This is a genomic window from Thermogemmatispora onikobensis (genome assembly GCF_001748285.1).
Lineage (GTDB): Bacteria > Chloroflexota > Ktedonobacteria > Ktedonobacterales > Ktedonobacteraceae > Thermogemmatispora > Thermogemmatispora onikobensis.
Window position 1 is genome coordinate 45,216 of sequence record NZ_BDGT01000036.1, and the last position, 18,178, is coordinate 63,393.

General features: G+C 62.4%; 14 protein-coding genes and 1 CRISPR repeat array. Of the genes, 13 read left to right on the plus strand and 1 reads right to left on the minus strand.

The genetic code is table 11. The features are described from left to right. Window positions 1–39 precede the first annotated feature (39 nt). From BGC09_RS15585 to BGC09_RS15625, 9 genes are all read left to right on the plus strand, one after another. A complete protein-coding gene (locus tag BGC09_RS15585) occupies window positions 40–303 on the plus strand; it encodes a DUF2118 domain-containing protein (protein ID WP_069805002.1) in 264 nt (87 codons plus the stop codon). A gap of 183 nt (window positions 304–486) precedes the next feature. After that, entirely contained in the window at window positions 487–1,320 is an 834-nt protein-coding gene (locus tag BGC09_RS15590; protein WP_069805003.1) for a FadR/GntR family transcriptional regulator, read from the plus strand. Then, a complete protein-coding gene (thmT, locus tag BGC09_RS15595) occupies window positions 1,308–1,559 on the plus strand; it encodes a 2-hydroxymuconate tautomerase (protein ID WP_069805005.1) in 252 nt (83 codons plus the stop codon). Before BGC09_RS15590 ends, thmT begins: the two co-directional genes overlap by 13 nt. Then, the gene (locus BGC09_RS15600; RefSeq protein WP_069805007.1) at window positions 1,559–1,927 is read left to right on the plus strand and encodes a VOC family protein; all 369 of its coding nucleotides are present in this window, start codon (window positions 1,559–1,561) and stop codon (window positions 1,925–1,927) included. Before thmT ends, BGC09_RS15600 begins: the two co-directional genes overlap by 1 nt. A 337-nt stretch (window positions 1,928–2,264) precedes the next feature. Further along, window positions 2,265–3,380 (plus strand): M24 family metallopeptidase, encoded by a 1,116-nt coding sequence (locus BGC09_RS15605; RefSeq protein WP_069805009.1) that lies wholly within the window; start codon window positions 2,265–2,267, stop codon window positions 3,378–3,380. Between the two features lie 16 nt (window positions 3,381–3,396). After that, window positions 3,397–4,557 carry a mandelate racemase/muconate lactonizing enzyme family protein gene (locus BGC09_RS15610; RefSeq protein ID WP_069805011.1) on the plus strand — a complete coding sequence of 387 codons (1,161 nt, stop codon included), beginning with the start codon at window positions 3,397–3,399 and terminating at the stop codon, window positions 4,555–4,557. A gap of 145 nt (window positions 4,558–4,702) precedes the next feature. Further along, a complete protein-coding gene (locus BGC09_RS15615) occupies window positions 4,703–5,797 on the plus strand; it encodes an NAD/NADP octopine/nopaline dehydrogenase family protein (RefSeq protein WP_069805013.1) in 1,095 nt (364 codons plus the stop codon). Between the two features lie 121 nt (window positions 5,798–5,918). After that, the gene (dpsA, locus tag BGC09_RS15620) at window positions 5,919–6,872 is read left to right on the plus strand and encodes a dipicolinate synthase subunit DpsA (protein WP_170293438.1); all 954 of its coding nucleotides are present in this window, start codon (window positions 5,919–5,921) and stop codon (window positions 6,870–6,872) included. Then, entirely contained in the window at window positions 6,865–8,124 is a 1,260-nt protein-coding gene (locus BGC09_RS15625; RefSeq protein WP_069805015.1) for an amidohydrolase family protein, read from the plus strand. The genes dpsA and BGC09_RS15625 overlap by 8 nt, the downstream gene beginning before the upstream one ends. Here BGC09_RS15625 and BGC09_RS15630 read toward each other — a convergent pair. After that, window positions 8,077–10,206, minus strand: a complete 2,130-nt coding sequence (locus BGC09_RS15630) for a heavy metal translocating P-type ATPase (protein WP_069805018.1) — start codon at window positions 10,204–10,206, stop codon at window positions 8,077–8,079. The genes BGC09_RS15625 and BGC09_RS15630 overlap by 48 nt on opposite strands. Window positions 10,207–10,390: 184 nt before the next feature. Here BGC09_RS15630 and BGC09_RS15635 point away from each other — a divergent pair, with 184 nt between their 5' ends. The 4 genes from BGC09_RS15635 to BGC09_RS15650 all read left to right on the plus strand — a co-directional run bounded on the left by BGC09_RS15635 (window position 10,391) and on the right by BGC09_RS15650 (window position 16,810). Then, entirely contained in the window at window positions 10,391–10,732 is a 342-nt protein-coding gene (locus BGC09_RS15635; RefSeq protein ID WP_069805020.1) for a CU044_2847 family protein, read from the plus strand. A gap of 131 nt (window positions 10,733–10,863) precedes the next feature. Continuing rightward, complete coding sequence (locus tag BGC09_RS15640) at window positions 10,864–12,423, plus strand: trypsin-like peptidase domain-containing protein (protein WP_069805022.1); 1,560 nt, start codon at window positions 10,864–10,866, stop codon at window positions 12,421–12,423. Between the two features lie 18 nt (window positions 12,424–12,441). Further along, window positions 12,442–15,501, plus strand: a complete 3,060-nt coding sequence (locus tag BGC09_RS15645; protein ID WP_069805024.1) for a DEAD/DEAH box helicase — start codon at window positions 12,442–12,444, stop codon at window positions 15,499–15,501. A gap of 58 nt (window positions 15,502–15,559) precedes the next feature. After that, entirely contained in the window at window positions 15,560–16,810 is a 1,251-nt protein-coding gene (locus BGC09_RS15650) for a hypothetical protein (protein ID WP_069805026.1), read from the plus strand. 333 nt (window positions 16,811–17,143) lie between these two features. Continuing rightward, a CRISPR array of direct repeats spans window positions 17,144–18,142; the repeat unit is 37 nt; unit sequence CTTTCAGTATCCTCGTGCGGATCGTCCCCTCTGCAAC. The last annotated feature ends 36 nt before the right edge of the window (window positions 18,143–18,178 follow it).

Below are 18,178 nucleotides of genomic sequence, written 5' to 3' on the forward strand. Positions count from 1 at the left end.
GCCGCAATGGATGGGCGAGGAAGAAAGGAGTCAGCCGCTATGGCAGAAACCATTGCCATGCCGAAGTGGGGCCTGACGATGGAAGAGGGGACCATCGTCGAGTGGATGGTCGGCGAGGGCGATACGGTCCAGAAAGGGGATGTGCTGGCAGTCGTGGAGACCGAGAAGACCTCTGTCGAGCTGACATCGCCTTTTAGCGGCGTGGTGGCCCGCGTCCTGGTGGCCGATGGGGAGACGGTCCCGGTGGGCACGCCGCTGCTGATCCTGGCCAGCAGCCAGGAGGAGGCCGCTCAGCTCCGCTGACGGCGCGCGAGTCTTCCTCTCCTGGCCCGCTCTCTGGGGAGAGGCCACTGCCGGCGAGCGCTTCGACGTGGGGAGCAAGGAGCGCCCGCCAGAGTCTGTACGTCTTGCGGGGAGTCATATTAAGATATATCTGCTAAGGAGTATAACCGCATATGAGACTACACAGATAGAGGAATCTCAGAGATGAGTAAAACTGAAGCGGAAGCGGCTATCAGGCCACTTCATTTGTCCACCGCGCGCAGCAGCGCAGCCGAGCAGTTACGGCAACTGATCGAGGGCGGCCATTTTGCCCCTGGCGATCGCTTGCCCAGTGAGCGCAAGCTGGCGGAGTTGCTGGGTGTCAGCCGCACAATGGTGCGCGAGGCTATCAGTACTCTGGAGGCCATCGGCCTCATCGAGGTGCGCCACGGCAGTGGCAGCTATGTGACCGCGGAAGTGCCTCAACACAGCGTCTCTGCCATGTGGAGTGCCTGGTACATCGCCCATCGTCAGGACTTGATTCACCTGCTCCAGGTACGGGAGGCCCTGGAGAGCAAGGCCGCCGCGTTGGCCGCGCAGCGGGCGCGTCCGGCACTGGTCATGCGGCTGCGCAAAATTCTGGAAAGGATGCGCAGCGCCGGAGAGCAAGGCCAGATCGATGAGGTCTCCGCTCTCGATAGCGAGTTTCACAGCGCTATTGTCAAGGCAAGCGAAAATCCGATCCTCATTCAACTGCTACTGTCGCTCAACGCTGTACTCGATAACGATCGGCTGGTCGTTTTCAGTCTGCCCGACCGTCTCCAGCGCTCGCTGCACGACCACGAGTGCATCATTCGGGCAATCGAGGAGCGTGATCCTCTGGCGGCTCAGGCCGCGCTCCACGAGCACTTTGAGAGTGTCTTGAAGGATGTTGAGTCGCCACGACGGCAGGCTCAGGCTGGTAGCGCGCATAGCCAGGACCAGGAAGGGTCTCAGTCGAAGTCGACGGTCCCTGAGCCTGTTCCGGTCACAGGAGGGCGAGAGCCATGCCAGTCGTGATCATCGAGATGTATCCGGGGCGCACGCCCGAGCAGAAGCGAGCCTTAGTGAAGGCGATCACGGAGGCAATGGTCGAGCATGCTGGGGCACGCCCCGATCATCTGCATGTCATTTTGCACGAGGTCGCACCGGAAAACTGGGCCCTGGCCGGGCGCCTGGGGACTGAACGCGACTCGGCCAGCGGCCTCCCCGGCAGCGGTGGCGACACGCCATCTACGCCGGAGAAAGGAGGAGGCTAATGGCGACGATTCGCGGAGTCTCCCATCTCTTGTTGCAGACCAGCGATCTGGCCCGCGCTGAGCGCTTCTATGTGGAGGTGCTCGGCTTCCATGTGCGCGAGCGCACGACCTTCCGCGATGGGCGCCCGCTGGTGGTCATGCACGAGGGGCTGGGCCTGACCGAGCTGACCGAGGAGGGGAAGCGTCTCCGCCAGGAAGCGGGCCAGAGTTTAGAGCATGTGGCTTTTCGCGTCGAGAATATCGCTCAGCTTGAGCACGAGCTGCGCGCCGCTGGGGTGAAGATTGTCGATGGACCCAAGCCAACCGCTTACGGGACTTCGCTCTATTTTCTCGACCCCGACGGCGTCCGCATCGAGTGCCACGATTAGGTCGCTGCCAGTCGACCAGACCGAACGCCGACCGCGACGCCCATCCAGCGTTAGCGGCGGTGGGCGGTATGGCCCGTATCATTCGGTCAGCCTGTATTGGAGGCAACCTGATGGGTAGACAATCGGCTTCCCGTCAGGAAGGTTTTCCCGTTCCCGTGCCGGCTCGCCGGCTACAGAGAGGGCAGTCACTGGGTGGCTGCTGCATATTAGCTCCATAACAGGGCTTAAGACAAGAAACAGGCAAACTGCACAAATTATGCACAATGTCCCTCCTGTGGAGCAACGCCGCTCCCGCGCGAAGAGAAGGGCAGGGTGCAGCCTATTGAGGAACAGCTCTATGTCCAGCGAGATTATTGTCAGGCAGCGCGCCGCCATGCAGGAGCGCGGGCTAGACGCACTGGTCATTGCCTCGCCCGAGAACATCGCTTATACAGCGGATGTTGTCGTACCATCGCAGACCATTGTGCGCCATCGCCTGGTCTACTGTCTGGTGCCACTGCAGGGCGAACCTGAAATCATTGTCGTTGATATCGAGGAGAGCTTTGTCAGAGGCACAGCCTCGATTGCTTCGGTCATAGCCTACAACGAATTTACCGAAGATCCTACGCGCCTGTTAGCCGAGCGTTTGCGCGCCGCCGGTCTGGCTCAAGGGCGCATCGGTCTTGAACTTACCGCCATCGCGCAGAAGAGCTACGAAACACTGCGCGAGGCCCTGCCACGGGCGACGTTTGTGGCCAGCGACGCGCTGCTGAGCGAGTTGCGGATGATCAAGACGCCGGGGGAGCTGGCGAAGTTGCGCGCTGTTGGCAAGGCGGCGGAGCGGGCGGCCCGTCAGGCTTTCGAGCAGGCGCGCGTCGGTATGACTGAGATGGAGCTGGGCCAGTTGATCACCGACGCCTATCTGGCCAACGGCGGCGATCGTCTGACGATGCTGGTCGTCGGCGCAGGCGAGCGCAGTGGTCTGGCCAATGCGGCTCCGACGCGCCGTCCTCTGCGCGGCGGCGACCTGGTACGCATCGATGTCATTGGCACCGGCCAGTGCTACTATTCCGATGTGGCGCGGACCGCTGTCGTCGGGAAGGCCAGTGAGGAGCAGCTACGTACCTGGTCGCATATGGTGGAGGCCCGCAAGGCTGCTCTCGATGGTATTCGTCCCGGCCAGAGTACGCGCGCCCTCTACCAGCGCTACGCGGCCCAGATGGAGCGCTGGGGTCTCCCTCCGATCAAATTCCTTGGGCATGGTCTGGGCCTGACCCTCCACGAGGAGCCGTATCTTGGCCCCTATACCGATATCACCTTGCAGCCGGGCATGGTCCTTTGCATCGAGCCGCTCTGCTGGTATCCCGATCGCTGGGGCGTGCAATACGAGGATGAGCTGATCGTGACGGAGGACGGCTACGAGCTGATTACGGATCAGTATGATGCTTCGGAGCTGTTCGTGATCCCCGCTTGAAAGGACGAGCAGACCGGTGAAGATTACTGGTTATCGCTGCTATCTGGTGACCTTGCCGTCGCGCCGGGTCCATAACTGGGCGAGTAAGATGGAGACGCCGATCGGGAGCCATCTCCTGCTGCGCCTGGAGACCGATGAGGGCTTGATCGGCTGGGGTGAGGCGCCGGCCATCGCGACCTGGGGCGGCGCTCATATGACCTATTTCGGCGAGACGCCGCGGACGGTGCACCACATCATCGCCGATTATCTGTTCCCGGTCATCGTCGGCCACTCGCCGTTAGAGATCGGCCCGCTGCATGCGGCGATGGATCGGGTGGTCAAGGGCCATCCCTATGCGAAGGCGGCGGTTGATATGGCGCTCTACGATCTGGCCGGTCAGGCGCTGGGGGTGCCGGTCTACCAGCTGCTCGGCGGGGCTTATCGCGATCGCCTGCCGATCGCTCACAGCCTGGGTATTATGGAGAACCGTCAGGCGGTGGCAGAGGCCGAGCGCGCGGTCGCCGAGGGTGCGCGCACCATTAAGGCCAAGACGGGTCTTGATCCGGCGCGCGACATCGAGCTGGTGCGCCTGCTGCGCGAGGCTCTGGGTCCTGGAATTCAGATTCGCGTCGATGCCAACGAGGGCTATCGCTCGGTGAGTGAGGCGGTCCGGGTGACACGCGCGATGCAGTCCTTCGATCTGGCCTTCACCGAGCAGCCGGTGGCTGATGTTGAGGCGCTCGCTCTCATTGCGCGTCAGGTGGCGGTGCCGGTGATGGCGGACGAGAGCGCCTGGACACCGCAGGATATTCTGCGCATTCACGCCTTGCAGGCTGCTGAGCTGATCTCGCTCTACGTCACCAAGCCAGGGGGCCTCTTCCGCGCGCGCGAGGTGGCGGCGGTCGCCGAGGCTGTTGGCCTGCGCTGCGATATCGGTGGCTCGATCGAGATGGGTGTGGGCAATGCGGCGAATCTGCACCTGGGAGCGGCGACGCGCATTGCTGAGCTGGCCAGCGTCTGCCCGGTGAGTCGTCCGGCGGAGGCTCTGGATGGGCAGATCGCTGGAGTCTATTATCTCGACGATATTATCAGCGAACCTCTGGCCTACGAGGATGGCGCGGTGCTGGTTCCGCAGAGGCCGGGCCTGGGGGTGCAGGTTGATGAGCGCAAGCTGGCGAAGTATGCCGTGGCGCTCTGACCCTCTTTGAGCTATCGACATGCCGTGCGGCCTCACGGCTGGACGCGGGCGCCAGGCAGGGCCGGCTGCAGATGGGAGCGCACTCGCCGGCCCAGTCCGCTCGTATGGCTGGAGGGATGATCAAGCTGAAAGGAGCGCGTTGAGGATGGCAACCATTGCAGTGCTCGGCGGAGGCAATGGGGGCTTCGCCGCTGCCGCTCATCTCACTGCTCTCGGTGAGCGAGTTCACCTGTACAGCCGTTCAGCGGAGACGCTGCGGGTGGCGCGCGAGCGCGGCGGTATTGCCTACAGTGGCGCTGCTGGCGAGGGTCTGGCGCCGGTGGCCTGTCTGACCAACGACCTGGCCGAGGCGCTGGCTGGGGCTGAGCTGGTGATGCTCTGCGTGCCGGCCACGGCCTTCGCCGATCTGGCGCGGGCCCTCGCGCCCTTGCTGGCCCAGGCCGGCGGGCCGCCCTTGCTACTCAATCCCGGCAATACTGGCGGCAGCCTGGTCTTCCGCCGCTTGCTCATCGAGGCCGGCTGTGCTGACCCGCCGCCTATCGCTGAGACCAATACGCTGACCTACATTTGCCGGAAGCAGGGTGAGGGAGAGGTCTATATTTCTTCACTGGTGCAGCACGTGCGTCTGGCCACCCTGCCGGCTTCGGCGGTCGAGACGCTTTGGCCGCTGCTGAGCCGCCTCTATCCCTCGCTGCGACCGGTGGAGCATGTGCTGGTGACGGCCCTGAGCAACGTCAATGCAGTGCTGCACCCGCCAGGGATGGTGTTGAGTGCGGCCTGGATCGAGCACAGCGGCGGCGATTTTCGCTACTACTACGACGCTGGCACGCCGGCGGTGGCCCAGGTGATGGCCGACCTTGACCGCGAGCGCCTGGCCGTGGCCGCGGCCTGGGGCCTGGCTTTGGAGCCTTTTCCCAAGCTGTTCGCCGATCTCGGCTCGACTTCGCCGGAGGCGGGGGCCAGCGGCTCGTTTCTACGCATGTTGCGTGAAAGTGCCCCCAATCAATTTATTAAGGCGCCCGCCAGCCTGGATAGCCGCTATCTGCATGAGGATATTCCCTTTGGTCTGGTGCCGATGAGCGAGCTGGGGCGGGCCTTGGGTGTGGCGACGCCGGTCATGGACGCGCTGGTGACGTTGGCCTCTTCTATGAACCGGCGCGATTACCGGGCTACGGGCTGGGGACTGGCGCGTTTGGGTCTGCCGCCTGTGCGTGAGGCGGCGCTGGCGTTGCTCCGCTGAAGAGGACGGCCAACGGGCAGCAAGCCGGGACCAGGGCGGCGCTCACCCCTGCGCGCTGGTCCTGGTTGGAGCGGCGCGCAGAGCACTGAATGCGGGATCGTCTCACACTATGGAGCAGCTTATGATGGGAGCAGCAGCAGCAGGCAATGAGAGAGGCGAAGAGCGACCTGGACTGAGCGGACTGCAGGTCGCCGTGATCGGAGGCGATGGGCGCGAGCTGGAGGTGTTGAAAGGTCTGCTGGCCGAGGGGGCTAGCGTGCGGGCCTGCGGCTGTCCGCCGGCGGCAGCCGAGATCATGGGGTGGCCCCAGTGCCGGACGCTGGCCGAGGCCATTGCCGGCAGCGATGTCATCATTGCTCCGGTGCCGGTGATCGCCCCGGATGGGAGCCTCTACGCGCCTCAGTGGCCGGAGCCGCTTTTTTTGGATGCGACGGCCCTGGCCGAGGCGAAGCCGGGGGCGCTTTTGTTGATCGGTACCAGTACGCCGCAGTTGAATGCGCTGGCGCAAGAGCGCGGCTTGCGCATTCAGGAGTACGGCGATGACGATGAGCTGATGATTCTGCGGGCGCCGACGATTGCTGAGGGGGCCATCGGTCTGACCATCGCCAATACGGAGGTATCCATCCACGATGCCCAGGCGCTGGTGGTTGGCTTCGGGCGCATCGGCTTTACGTTGACGCGGCTGTTGCTGAATATGGGGGCTCATGTGCGTGTGGCGGCGCGTAATCCGGTGCAGCGCGCGCGGGCCTGGGAGTTGGGAGCGCGTCCTCTGCCGCTGGAGGAGCTGGCGACGGCGGTGGCTGACTGTGATATGGTCTTCAATACGGTGCCGGCCCTGGTGCTGACACGCGCGGTGCTGGAGCAGATGCGACGCGATGTTTTTGTGCTGGATATCGCTTCGGCCCCGGGGGGCACTGATTTTGAGGCGGCGCGCGAGCTGGGCATCAAGGCGATGCTGGGGCGTGGTCTTGGCAGCCGGGCCCCGCGGACCGCCGGACGCAGTCAGTGGCAGGGACTGCGTAAGCTGATTTTGGCAGCTCTGCCCAGCCTGCGACGAGGTGAGAGGCATGGCTGATTTACTGCTGCGTCGGGCGCGCCTGGCGTTGGAGCAGGTCGCCGGGCCTGACCCTGTGGATATTTTGATTCGCTCCGGTCAGATCGCGGCTCTGGCTCCCAGCCCGACGGTCGCCGAGAGCGACATTCCTGTCCTCGATGTGGCTGGACGCCTGGTGCTGCCGGGCCTGGTTGAGGGCCACATTCACCTTGATAAGGCTCTGACCCGCGATCGCATTCTCAATCGCTCGGGGACGCTGGCCGAGGCCATCCGCTGCAATCTGACGCTGTCGTCGAGCGTCAGCGAGGAGGATATTGTGGAGCGGGCGACGGCCACGGCACTGTGGGCCCTGCGCTGCGGGACGACGATGCTGCGCACCCACGTCAATGTCGATCCGCAGATCGAGCTGCGCGGCCTCCATGCCCTGCTGCGGGTGCGCGAGCGGCTGCGCTCGTTGCTGGATATTGAGATTGTAGCCCTGCCCAATCGCTTGCTGGGAGAGCAGGGACGGCGCGGGCGCGAGCTGCTGGCGGCAGCCCTGGAGGAGGGGGCCGATGCGATTGGCGGTACTCCGCTAGTCGAGGAGGATCAGCGTGGGTTGATCGACGAGGTTTTTCGTCTGGCCCGGCGCTATGGCCGTCCTCTGGATCTGCACATCGATGAGTCGGAGTCGCCTGTCGATTTCGTGCTGCCCTATCTGGCGGAGCGCACGCTGCAGGAGGGCTACGAGGGTCGGGTGGTGGCCGGTCATTGTTGCTCGCTGGCGGCGGTTGACGATGCCACCGCGGCGCGCACCATCGAGCTGGTGGCGCAGGCGCGCATCGCGGTAGCGACTTTGCCGGCGACCAATCTCTACCTGCAGGGTCGTCGTGATCGCCAGCCGATTCGCCGCGGGATCACGCGCGTCAAGGAGCTGCTGGCGGCGGGGGTGACGGTCTTCTGTGGCTCGGACAACATCAAGGATATGTTTAACCCCTTTGGCAGCCCCGATCTGCTTCAGATGGCGCAGCTGCTTGGCTATGTCGCGCAAATGGGCAGCCCCGAGGAACAGCGCTGGCTGCTGGAGAGCATTACGACGCAGGCGGCTACAGCACTGGGTCGGCAGGCCGGGCTAGGTGTGGGAGAGCCTGCCGATCTGGTGGTGCTTGACTGCCAGCGTCGCGAGGATATTCTATCGGATCTGCCCGCCCGTCTCTATGTGATCAAGCGCGGGCGCATCGTCTGGTCAACCCCTGGGGCTGGACTTGATCCGCTGGCGCAGGAGGCGCGTTGAGTTGGCCAGGATGCCCAGGTCGGGCAGGGACTGCGCCGCGGCGGCGACGATGGGCGGGAGCAGTCCCCAGGCGGCCAGGCTCAGCCCGAGCAGGTTGTAGAGCAGAGTGAAGACCAGGTTGAGCCGCACAACGCGCATGGTGCGCCGTGCGATTTGCACCAGGGCCGGTAGCAGGCGCCAGTCTTCGCGCAGCAGCGCCACATGGGCCGCTTCGAGGGCGACATCTGTCCCTACCACGCCGAGCGCGACGCCGACGTCGGCCTGCGCCAGGGCCGGAGCATCATTGATGCCGTCTCCTACCATGATGACGCAGTGCCCCTGCGCCTGATAGGCTTTGACGATGGCGATTTTATCTTCGGGCAGCAGCCGGGCGCGATAGCTGATTCCCAGTGGACCCGCCAGGCTGGCGGCGGCCTCCTCATGATCGCCGGTCAGCAGTTCAATCGACTGGAAGCCAAGGGCGCGCAGTTGGGCCAGGGCCTCCACCACCTCGGGACGCAGTCTATCGCTGGCCGCCAGGATGCCGATCAGCGCTCCCTCGCAAGAGACAAAGAGCAGGCTTTTGCCCGCCGCGGCCAGGTTTCGGGCCTCAGCGGGCTGCTGTCCCTCTGGCAGCAGGGAAGCATTGCCCACGCTCACCAGGCGGCCCTCGATGCTGGCGCGGACGCCCCGTCCTGGCAGCACTTCGAAGGTCTCGGGATCGCTCAGAGCCACCCCTTCGTCGCGTGCTGCTTGCCGTACGGCCTCGGCCAGCGGATGCTCCGAGTAGCGTTCGGCGCTGGCGGCCAGGTGCAGCAGCTGCTGGCGTGTCATCCCTGCTAACGGGAGCACATCGCAGATCTGCAGGGTGCCGCTGGTGAGCGTTCCTGTCTTATCGATGAGCAGGACATCCGCTTGCGCCAGGCGCTCCAGATGGGCCCCGCCTTTGATCAGCAGGCCGTGCGAGGCGGCGGCAGCGATCGAGGCCAGCATGGCGACCGGCGTCGCCAGCGCCAGCGAGCAGGAGCAGGCCACTACGAGCACTGCCGCCGCGGCCAGTGGATCGCGCCTTAGCAGCAGGGCCAGCAGGGCAACGGCCAGGACAACAGGCAGGAACCAGGCTGAGAAGCGATCGGCCAGGCGTTGCACGGGGGCGCGCTGGGCCTCGGCCTCCTCGACGAGCGCCACAATCCGCGCAAAGGTGGTGTTGCTGCCGGCCCGCGTTGCGCGAATGCGCAGGCTTCCCCCTTGCACGAGGGTGGCAGCAAAGACCCGGCTGCCCGGGGCGGCTTCCAGTGGGAGGGCTTCACCTGTGATGGCAGCCTGGTTGACGGTCGCCTGGCCGGCAACGACCTCGCCATCGACGGGGATGGCCTCACCAGGACGCACGACAACGATTTCGCCAGGGGCTACCTCTTCGACCGGGATAACTTGCTCTTCTTCCTCTCGGATGACGCGCGCCTGCTGGGGCGCCAGAGCGGCCAGGCGTTTGAGGGCCTGGCGCGAGCGCTCGCTGGTCAGGCGTTCGCTGTATTTGCCGACGTGCATGAAGAAGACCACGACGGCAGCCGTGGGCCATTGGCCGATGAAGAGGGCCGCCAGGACGCCGAGCGACATCAGGGTATGCGAGATGATGCGTCCGCGCCGGGCCGCTTGCAGCACGTCCCAGAAGATGGGGGCCCCGGCGAGCAGGGTCAGGCCGGCCCCAATCGGCCAGGGCAGGCGATCGGTGAGGCGATCGAGCAGGCCCAGCCACTCGCCAACGATGATCAGCAAGAGTACGGCCCCGAAGAGGAGGCCATAGAGGGTGAAGAGGGTGCGCGTCAGACGCCGCTGGGACTGTTCGGCGAGGCTTGTCGCTGTCTTCTGCTGAAGAAGCGGGGGTCTGGCCTGGTAGCCGGCACGTTCGACGGCCTGGCAAAGCGCTGGCAGGTCAACGCGCGCGGGATCAACCGTCAGGAGGGCCTTTTCGGCGCTCAGTAGTACGCTCACTTCGTGCACGCCCGGCAGCGCTTCCAGAGCCTGGCGCACGTGTCCGGCGCACTCGGGACAATCCATCCCTGTCACCATGAGTTCGAGCCGGCGTGTTCCTGCTGGCTCCATCTCCTGCCTCCTTCCGTCCTTTGAGAGTGCTGCTCTTGTCCGTCTTTTCTATAGAAGCACAGCCTGGGCAAGGAATGCAAGGCTTGTCATAGGCTGTGCTTTTCCCGTCGAATTTGTACGCTGTTTACCTCCGGTAACTTCGTTCATATCAGAAAAAGAGAAGTATGAGGAGAGAGAAAAGCCTATGAAGAAGCTGGTTGCCTTTCCCCTGGAGGATGGTGGGCAGGTGGTGATTGAGGTTGAGGAGCCGGAGCCGGAAGGGGGCGAGCGGGTCCCGGTCTCCCGCCGCCTGACGAGGCCGGAGCAGGCGTCGGAAACGCTGGAGAAGGCGCTGCAGAAGGTCCTACCGGCCATCAAGGCAGTGGCAGAGAAATTACATCATCTGGATCTCAAGCCCGACGAGGTTGAGATCGCCTTTGGGATCAAGCTCAGTGCTTCGCTGGGCGCTATTCTGGCCACTGCTGGCAGCGAGGCCAATTTCGATATTACGCTGCACTGGTACGGCAAAGATCGCCCAGTGCGCTAGCGCTGCTTAGTGGGCCGTGGGAGCTGCCGCACCGCTCCTGCGGTCCATTGACATCCAGGGTGACAAGCTGTATATTTGAGACGCATTCACCAGGAGTAATATTGACCTGTCTGGAATGCTGAGTCATCTCGATGCCAGCTTTTGAAGAGGCTATTCGGCGCGCTATTGTTCGAATCCTTGCTTCGCCCGAGCATACAAGTGTCTGCGGTGCCGGCTTTCTGATCGCCCCGCGCCGGCTTCTGACCTGTGCTCACGTGGTGAGCACAGCTCTGCAGTGCTGGGAGCCAGAGGAGCTGAAGAGGCACGCAATACTGCTTGACTTCCCTTTTCTCAATGCTCGTGAGCCGTTGCATGCCTCCATTGTCCACGTGGACCCTTCTCAACAGCACGATCTGGCCGTCCTTGAGTTGCGCGACCGGGCACCGGCGGAGGCCCGGCCCGTGCCTCTGAAGCGGTGTGGGACTTTCTGGGATCATCCCTATCGTGTGTTGGGCTTCAGTGATCAGTTTGGAGAAGGCGTTTGGGCCGAGGGCCACCTCCAGGGAGAGGATGGAACGGGCGCTATCCAGATGGCCAGCCATTCTGGTTCTGAGCATGTTATTCGGGAAGGTTTCAGCGGCGCACCCGTTTGGGATGAGACAGAGGAGGCCGTGGTTGGGATGGTAAGCGAGGTCATTCGGTGGGGCTCGTATGACAGCCGCCCCGTGATGCTGCCTCTACGGCACCTATGCCAGAGCTGGCCGGAACTCGTTACTTACCTCATTCGCGAGCCGTCTGCGCCTGTTACAGCGCCCCGGGCTCCTGCCGATCCTTTCATAGAGCAAGAGTGGCAGCCTGGTCAGCTCATCACAATTGACAGCGGGCAGTATCTGCTGACCGAGCGTTTGCGAGAAGAGACCAGTTCCGACCCGCCAGCCCTGGAGCGCTGGTATCTGGCTCGCCCTTTTCCGCCGAAGGAGCAGAAACGACGCCGGGGCATTGAGCATGTGCTCATCAAGCAGATCGTCCTTCGCCTCCCAATGGCAGAGGGAGCGCGTTTGTTACAACAATTGCGGAATGAGAGTGAGCTACTGATGCGGCTTCGAGCGGGTACGATTTTCCCTACTCTCCTGGTGACCGAGACCGGCTCCCAGAGCTTTACGCTCGTGCAGCGCTATCCCCCAGGTCGGCCTGTAAGTCGCTATTTCCCCGAGCAAGATCAGCCGGCTGACCTTTTTAGAGCGCGGGAGCTGTTACGTGCATTGCCGCCTTTTTGCAGTCAGTTGGCCGCGCTGCACCGGCTTGGGGCTGCCCATCGCTATCTTTGTGGTGACAGCCTGATCATGGAACCGCGCCGGCATGGCCCACCTGTCTTGCGCTTGCGTGATCTTGGACTGGCCACACGACCCGCCTGCGCTGGTGAGGGGCCCCGAGGGTATGCCGCCCCCGAGCAGCTCTACGCCCGCTATTCGATACCTGGCACCGACCTCTATCAGCTGGGGGCCTTGCTCTACCATCTGCTGACCGGCAAGTTGCCCGGCTCCTTCATGTATGGGTTAGCGCCTCCTTCCAGCTTGCAGCCGGAGCTTGCCCCGGCGCTCGATTCTGTCATCATGCGCGCACTTGCACGAGAGCCGGCGCAGCGCTGGCCTGACCTGGACACTTTTGCCAAGGCTCTCAACAGCGTCTTGCAAGACTGGTCTCGCGCGTGAGGAGGAGGCAGCCAGGGAATGCAGGAAAGCAGTTTCAAGCTCCGTGTCCTTGTGCTTGTCGTTGGCAAGCTCGCCCTGATCTTGCCGGAGCTGCGGCGGCGCTATCCCGCCTGGCCTGCCAATGTGGAACGTCTCCAGGAGGAGCTGGAGCGCTCCTATTCCCGGATTCCTGTCCTGGTGCGCCCTGATCGGGAGCGCGGACAGCCGTATCTTCTGCTCTGCACCGGTACCTATGCCTTGAAAGTGGTCCTTTCATCCCAAGGCGACGCCTACATCGTCCTGAGCCTGCAGCCGCTTGGCCACCGGGAGCATGATGCCCTGGCTCGCGGCGAGGCCCTCATGCTGGAAGTGGGAAGGTGGTATCTTGTCAATGGGTTTAATGAGATCCCGCGGGCATGGCAAGAGTGGCTCATCAATGACTATAAGCAAATCATCGAGGCCAGTCAGAGACATCAGGCGAGGCTGCGCGCCCGGCAGGCGGCCCTGGCAGAGGCCCTGCTCGCTCAGGCAGAACAGGAGGCTCTCACTCCGGCCCAGGAAGCGCTACTAGCGACCCTGGAGCGCACCATCCACTTGACACGCGAGATTGAGAAGGCTAACGAGGAGAGCAAACAGCCCATCTTCTACAGGCAGGTCGATGCCGCCGGTGAGGCTCGCTACAGCAGCCGCGATATCTATATATTTAGCTTGGTCGATCCTTCCCAGGCAGCGCAGTTAGAGCGCGGCCTCTTTCTGGCGCTGGAAGAGCGCAGAGAGCTACGCGGCCATGTCCTGGACGTTCAGGGCGATCGCTTCATCGTTCAGTTTGAGCACGCTATCGATCTCGATGATCTGCGCCCGCCGAAAGCCTTCCTGCTGCTTGGCAGTGAGGCAGCCTTTCGCGTGCAGCAGGAGGCCATCGAGAGGCTGCGCATCGGAGAGGCAGAGAATCCTTCTCTGCTGGCGGTCCTGGCAGAAGGTCGCTATCAGCCCTATTCAGAACCTCTGCCCCAACCTCACCCGCACCTCAACGCGGCTCAGGCGACCGCCTTCCGGCGGGCTTTAGCTGTCAAGGATCTGCTGCTGGTGCAGGGACCGCCGGGGACGGGCAAAACGCATACGATCAGTGAGATTGTGCGCGCTTGCGCCCGCCGAGGTGAGCGCGTGCTGGTAACCGCGCGTACGCATAAGGCGGTCGATAACGTGCTCCAGAGCCTTCCTCGGGAGCTGGATATCTTGCGTGTCGGTCAGGAGCTGCTGGTCTCGCCAGAAGTGAGATCGCTTTTGATCGATGAGCGCGCCCGTTCGTTGCAGACTAGCCTGCTCAAGGCAACTGCAGAGCTGCTCCAGGCGTACGAGAAGCTGGCCGCACACCAGGATGAGATCGATCGTTTTGTGGCACTGGGTCCTCGGATTCAGGCGCGGCTCGCAGAGCTGAACGCTGCCTGTAGGATGAGCTGGATGCGCTATAGCCAGGAACAGCAGCGCCTACAGGCAATGTTCAGCCAGGAGCGCGAGTCTCTCCAGCAGCGTTATGCCGCGAGTCAGCAGCAGCTGGAGAAGATCCGCCGGCGCGGTGAGCGCCTGACTCGCAGCGTCACCAGGGCCAGGAGTCGTCAGCATTGGCCGCTGCTGGGCGCTTTCTGGCGCTGGCGCCTGCCGCGCTTGCAGCGGCGCCTGAGAGAGCTGCAACAGGCTTTTCAGACCACCAGTGGGCAGTTACAGCAGCTAGCCTCTCATCTGGCTGTCCTGGACAGACGCTTTGCTCAGCTTGAGCAGGAGGAGCCGCTCATCTCTCTGCGACGCCGCTACGAGCAGGCAGCGAGCGCTTTCCAGCAGGAGCAGGAGCATGCCTCACGCCAGCTCAACCGCCTTCTGATGGACTTGAGGGCGCTGTTTCCAGCTCAGGAATTACCCGCGCTGGCCAGCGATTATGCTTCGTTGTTGCAGTCGCTACAGGACTTTGCGCAGGGCTGGTCGCTTCGCCTGCGTTCTCTCTTCACCCACCGGCTGCAGTTGTTACGGGACTGGCATCATACGCTGGAGGTTCGTCACCAGGACCTTTATCCGTCTCTGTTGCGTATGGCTAACGTGATCGGCGCTACCTGCATTGGCTCGGCGACGGCACGCATTCTTTCCGATGTGACCTTTGATCTGGTGCTTGTCGATGAGGCGGGTCAGATCAGTCTCGCTGATCTGCTAGTACCGCTGGTGCGCGGCAAACGCGCTGTGCTGCTCGGCGACCATCAGCAGTTGCCGCCGATCGTCGATCAGACGGTGCGCCAGCGCCTGGCTGCTTTGAGCCAACAGGCGGCGATAGGCGAAGAAGAGGGCGGCGAGGAGGCGGTGAGCGATATTGAAACGCTGCTCTCTAAGAGCATGTTCGAGATGCTGGTTGAGCGGGTTGATGAGCAGCATTTCGTCATGCTCACTGAGCAGTATCGTATGCCCGAGCGCATTGCCCGCTTTGTCTCAGCGCAGTTCTATGGCAACAGGCTTCGGACTGCCAGTCTCCCTCGTTTGTGGCATGCTCGCTGCGAGAGCGATCCTTTGTTTCCTGCCTCTTTTACCTTTATTGATACGGCGGAGATGGAGAGTTCCTATCGCATGGAGCGCGGCCACTATTACAACGATGCCGAGGCCAGGATCATTGTTGAGCTGGTGCTGCGTGCGCTGCAGCAGGGGCGGGATTGGCGCATTATTGTGCCCTATCAGGAGCAGGCCGCTTACATCCGCGAGTTACTCAGGCAGGCAGCGAGCGAGTACGGTCTTGAGCTGCAGGCGCTGATCGCGACGGTTGACTCGTTCCAGGGGGGCGAAAGTGATCTGGTGCTCTATAGCTTTACGCGCAGTAACCGCCGTCATGCGATCGGGTTTCTGCAAGAGCACCGGCGCTTGAATGTGGCGCTGACGCGGGCGCGTGAGCAGCTGATCCTCGTCGGGGATAGCGATACGTTGCTCAATGCGATGAGCGGAGGCAGGCCCGCCGAGGATTTTCGCCGGTTGATGCGGGATCTACTTGAGTATGCTCGCTGTCAGGGGGAATGCTTGAGTTTCCGCACCTGTCGGGCCCGCCTGGCGCGCGGCAGCGTGGCCTGAATGAAGCTGGGCAGCATCGTGCGGCAGGCGGGCGAGAAGCAGGAGAGGGGTCCGTCTGATGGAGACGAGAGGGGAACGTCTCAGGAATCTTTTTGTTTCTCCGAACCGCGTCGTCGAGATCGTGCAGGCTATGGGGGAGCTGGTGCCGCTGCGTCAGTTTCGCCTGCTGTTTCCTCTGTGGCGGGTGAGTATCAGTGGCCGTCAGTATGAGAAGCGCCCTTATGAGTTGCTGGAGCGTTTTCTTGAGCGCGCGATCGGTGAGGCGGAGCTGCGAACAGCAGCAGAGCTGGTGCGCTTTTTTGGGCTGCCGCCGGCAGCCGTTGCGAAGATGCTGGACTTTTTGCGGACGGTGGGCCATGTCAGCGGCGATGATGCGGATTTGCGTCTGACCGAGCTGGGACAGGCTTCGCTGCAGAGTGGGCTGTTTCTGCGTCCGTTGGAAAGTCAGCGCTTGCTCTATTTTGAGGCGTTTGATTCGCAGCCGCTGCCACGGAGCTACTATGAGCGTGAGTCACTGATTCTCTCGGAGGTGGAGGCGGAGGCGGCGCGATTGGGCGACCGCACGATGACGCGCCTGTACAGTGACTCGTACTTCGATCCTGAACGGTTGCGGCAATTGGCCAGGCGAGGTGACCGGGAACAGTATAATTTGCCGTCTGAGCTGGAGCTGGGGCCTAATGCAATCCGGCAGGTGGCGCGGGCCTATTTTCCGTTGACGGTGGTCGAGGCTCACGCTTATGATGAGCACTATCGGCATGCTGTAAAGAAACGCTATCTGGCGTTCTCTCCTGTCGCTGGTTATCGTGATCTCTTTTTCGAGCGGCTGATTCAGGGGAAGCCGGCGATTGCTTATTCGTTTCCTGAGCTGGACGAGGGCAACGTTCCCAAGGTCATCGAACGCTATGCTTCGCGTCAGGGGTTGCAGCTTCCGGATGAGGCGCGGATTGCGCGCAACGCTGCTGGCCTGTGGCAGCTTGTGCTCTCGCCGCGCCTTTTTCAGGCGGCCAGCACAGGCGAGCGGCAGCCTTTGCGCCCGAGCGATGTGGGCAATGTGCGTCAGGAGAATGGGTATTTTTTCCAGCTCTGGTGTAAGGACGAGCAGCTGCGGCGCCGTAGTGCTCTGGAGCAGACGCTGCTCTTTGTTGAGCGCGAGCAGCGTCGGAGACAGCCGCTTTTCCGCGGGTCCTTGCTTCAGGTAATGGGGCATATTTGTAAGCGTCTGGCGGTGCCGGTGCCGGATTGGCCGGAGCTGGTAGATTTTGCGCGAGAGCAGGGACGCGAGGACCTTCTTGAGGAGTTTGAAGCGTAAACTATTTGGCCGGCGGGCGCTGCGAGCGCTAAGGGAAGCTGATGGCTGGCCTCTCGTCTGCCGGCCAGCCAGGGATCAGTGCTATCCACCATTACAGACATCTGTGCTTTAGCCAATGGCTATGTGCAGTCAGTGATCTCTCGCCCTTCTCTGAGCATCCTCTTTAATCAGCTGTTCAGCATACCTCATTCCAGTATCCTCGTGCGGGTCGTCCCCTCTGCAATGTCACAACCTGTACTATCTGGAATACGAGCAAGACCTTTCAGTATCCTCGGTACAGATCGTCCCCTCTGCAACATTTCTGCAGCCAGCAAGTAGATGCTTCCTTTAAGTCTTTCAGTATCCTCGTGCGGATCGTCCCCTCTGCAACTGCTAAGAGACCTCCTCTGGGCCTCAAGCAGTTCTCTTTCAGTATCCTCGTGCGGATCGTCCCCTCTGCAACGCCTACCCGTCAGCAATGCGCATGTTGCCCTCACTGCACTTTCAGTATCTTCGTGCGGTTCGTCCCCTCTGCAACCAGGTCACGCGGTTTCTGGGCTTCCATAGCCCTGCAGCTTTCAGTATCCTCGTGCGGTTCGTCCCCTCTGCAACTAATGCGGCTCGGTGGATCGGTCATGCGGAGAATCCAGAGCCTTTCAGTATCCTCGTGCGGTTCGTCCCCTCTGCAACCAGGTCACGCGGTTTCTGGGCTTCCATAGCCCTGCAGCTTTCAGTATCCTCGTGCGGATCGTCCCCTCTGCAACTCTTAAGAGCGCCAGGCGATGATGGTCATGCTGGATCCTTTCAGTATCCTCGTGCGGATCGTCCCCTCTGCAACTCCCCCAGAAACCAACCGCCGCGCAATGACATGCACACCTTTCAGTATCCTCGTGCGGATCGTCCCCTCTGCAACGACGCTGGAAAACGCCGATATAGACCGGGTTGGTACTTTCAGTATCCTCAGGCGGATCGTCCCCTCTGCAACGCGGCTCAAAATGCTTTTGTTTGCGTGAGGCGGTTTTTCTTTCAGTATCCTCGTGCGGATCGTCCCCTCTGCAACGTGTTGTAAAGTGTTTGCGATTGTTTGCTATTGTCCCTTTCAGTATCCTCGTGCGGATCGTCCCCTCTGCAACTGAGTGACTCTTGACACGATGCCGTTCTTCTTAAAAGCTTTCAGTATCCTCGTGCGGATCGTCCCCTCTGCAACGAGTTAGCGGCCTGGCTGAATCGGAACGGATGGCATCTTTCAGTATCCTCGTGCGGATCGTCCCCTCTGCAACCTCCTTTTTCCCCTTCTTTCCCCCTTTCTTTTGGGGCTTTCAGTATCCTCGTGCGGATCGTCCCCTCTGCAACAATGCCCTACGTGCGCATGGCTTGCCCAATGATACA

What these genes read in the sequence shown, in the direction of transcription:
- BGC09_RS15585 (WP_069805002.1), top strand. Translation starts at nt 40, where the DNA reads ATGGCAGAAACCATTGCCATGCCGAAGTGGGGCCTGACGATGGAAGAG.
- BGC09_RS15590 (WP_069805003.1), top strand. Translation starts at nt 487, where the DNA reads ATGAGTAAAACTGAAGCGGAAGCGGCTATCAGGCCACTTCATTTGTCC.
- thmT (WP_069805005.1), top strand. Translation starts at nt 1,308, where the DNA reads ATGCCAGTCGTGATCATCGAGATGTATCCGGGGCGCACGCCCGAGCAG.
- BGC09_RS15600 (WP_069805007.1), top strand. Translation starts at nt 1,559, where the DNA reads ATGGCGACGATTCGCGGAGTCTCCCATCTCTTGTTGCAGACCAGCGAT.
- BGC09_RS15605 (WP_069805009.1), top strand. Translation starts at nt 2,265, where the DNA reads ATGTCCAGCGAGATTATTGTCAGGCAGCGCGCCGCCATGCAGGAGCGC.
- BGC09_RS15615 (WP_069805013.1), top strand. Translation starts at nt 4,703, where the DNA reads ATGGCAACCATTGCAGTGCTCGGCGGAGGCAATGGGGGCTTCGCCGCT.
- dpsA (WP_170293438.1), top strand. Translation starts at nt 5,919, where the DNA reads ATGATGGGAGCAGCAGCAGCAGGCAATGAGAGAGGCGAAGAGCGACCT.
- BGC09_RS15625 (WP_069805015.1), top strand. Translation starts at nt 6,865, where the DNA reads ATGGCTGATTTACTGCTGCGTCGGGCGCGCCTGGCGTTGGAGCAGGTC.
- BGC09_RS15630 (WP_069805018.1), bottom strand. Translation starts at nt 10,206, where the DNA reads ATGGAGCCAGCAGGAACACGCCGGCTCGAACTCATGGTGACAGGGATG.
- BGC09_RS15635 (WP_069805020.1), top strand. Translation starts at nt 10,391, where the DNA reads ATGAAGAAGCTGGTTGCCTTTCCCCTGGAGGATGGTGGGCAGGTGGTG.
- BGC09_RS15640 (WP_069805022.1), top strand. Translation starts at nt 10,864, where the DNA reads ATGCCAGCTTTTGAAGAGGCTATTCGGCGCGCTATTGTTCGAATCCTT.
- BGC09_RS15645 (WP_069805024.1), top strand. Translation starts at nt 12,442, where the DNA reads ATGCAGGAAAGCAGTTTCAAGCTCCGTGTCCTTGTGCTTGTCGTTGGC.
- BGC09_RS15650 (WP_069805026.1), top strand. Translation starts at nt 15,560, where the DNA reads ATGGAGACGAGAGGGGAACGTCTCAGGAATCTTTTTGTTTCTCCGAAC.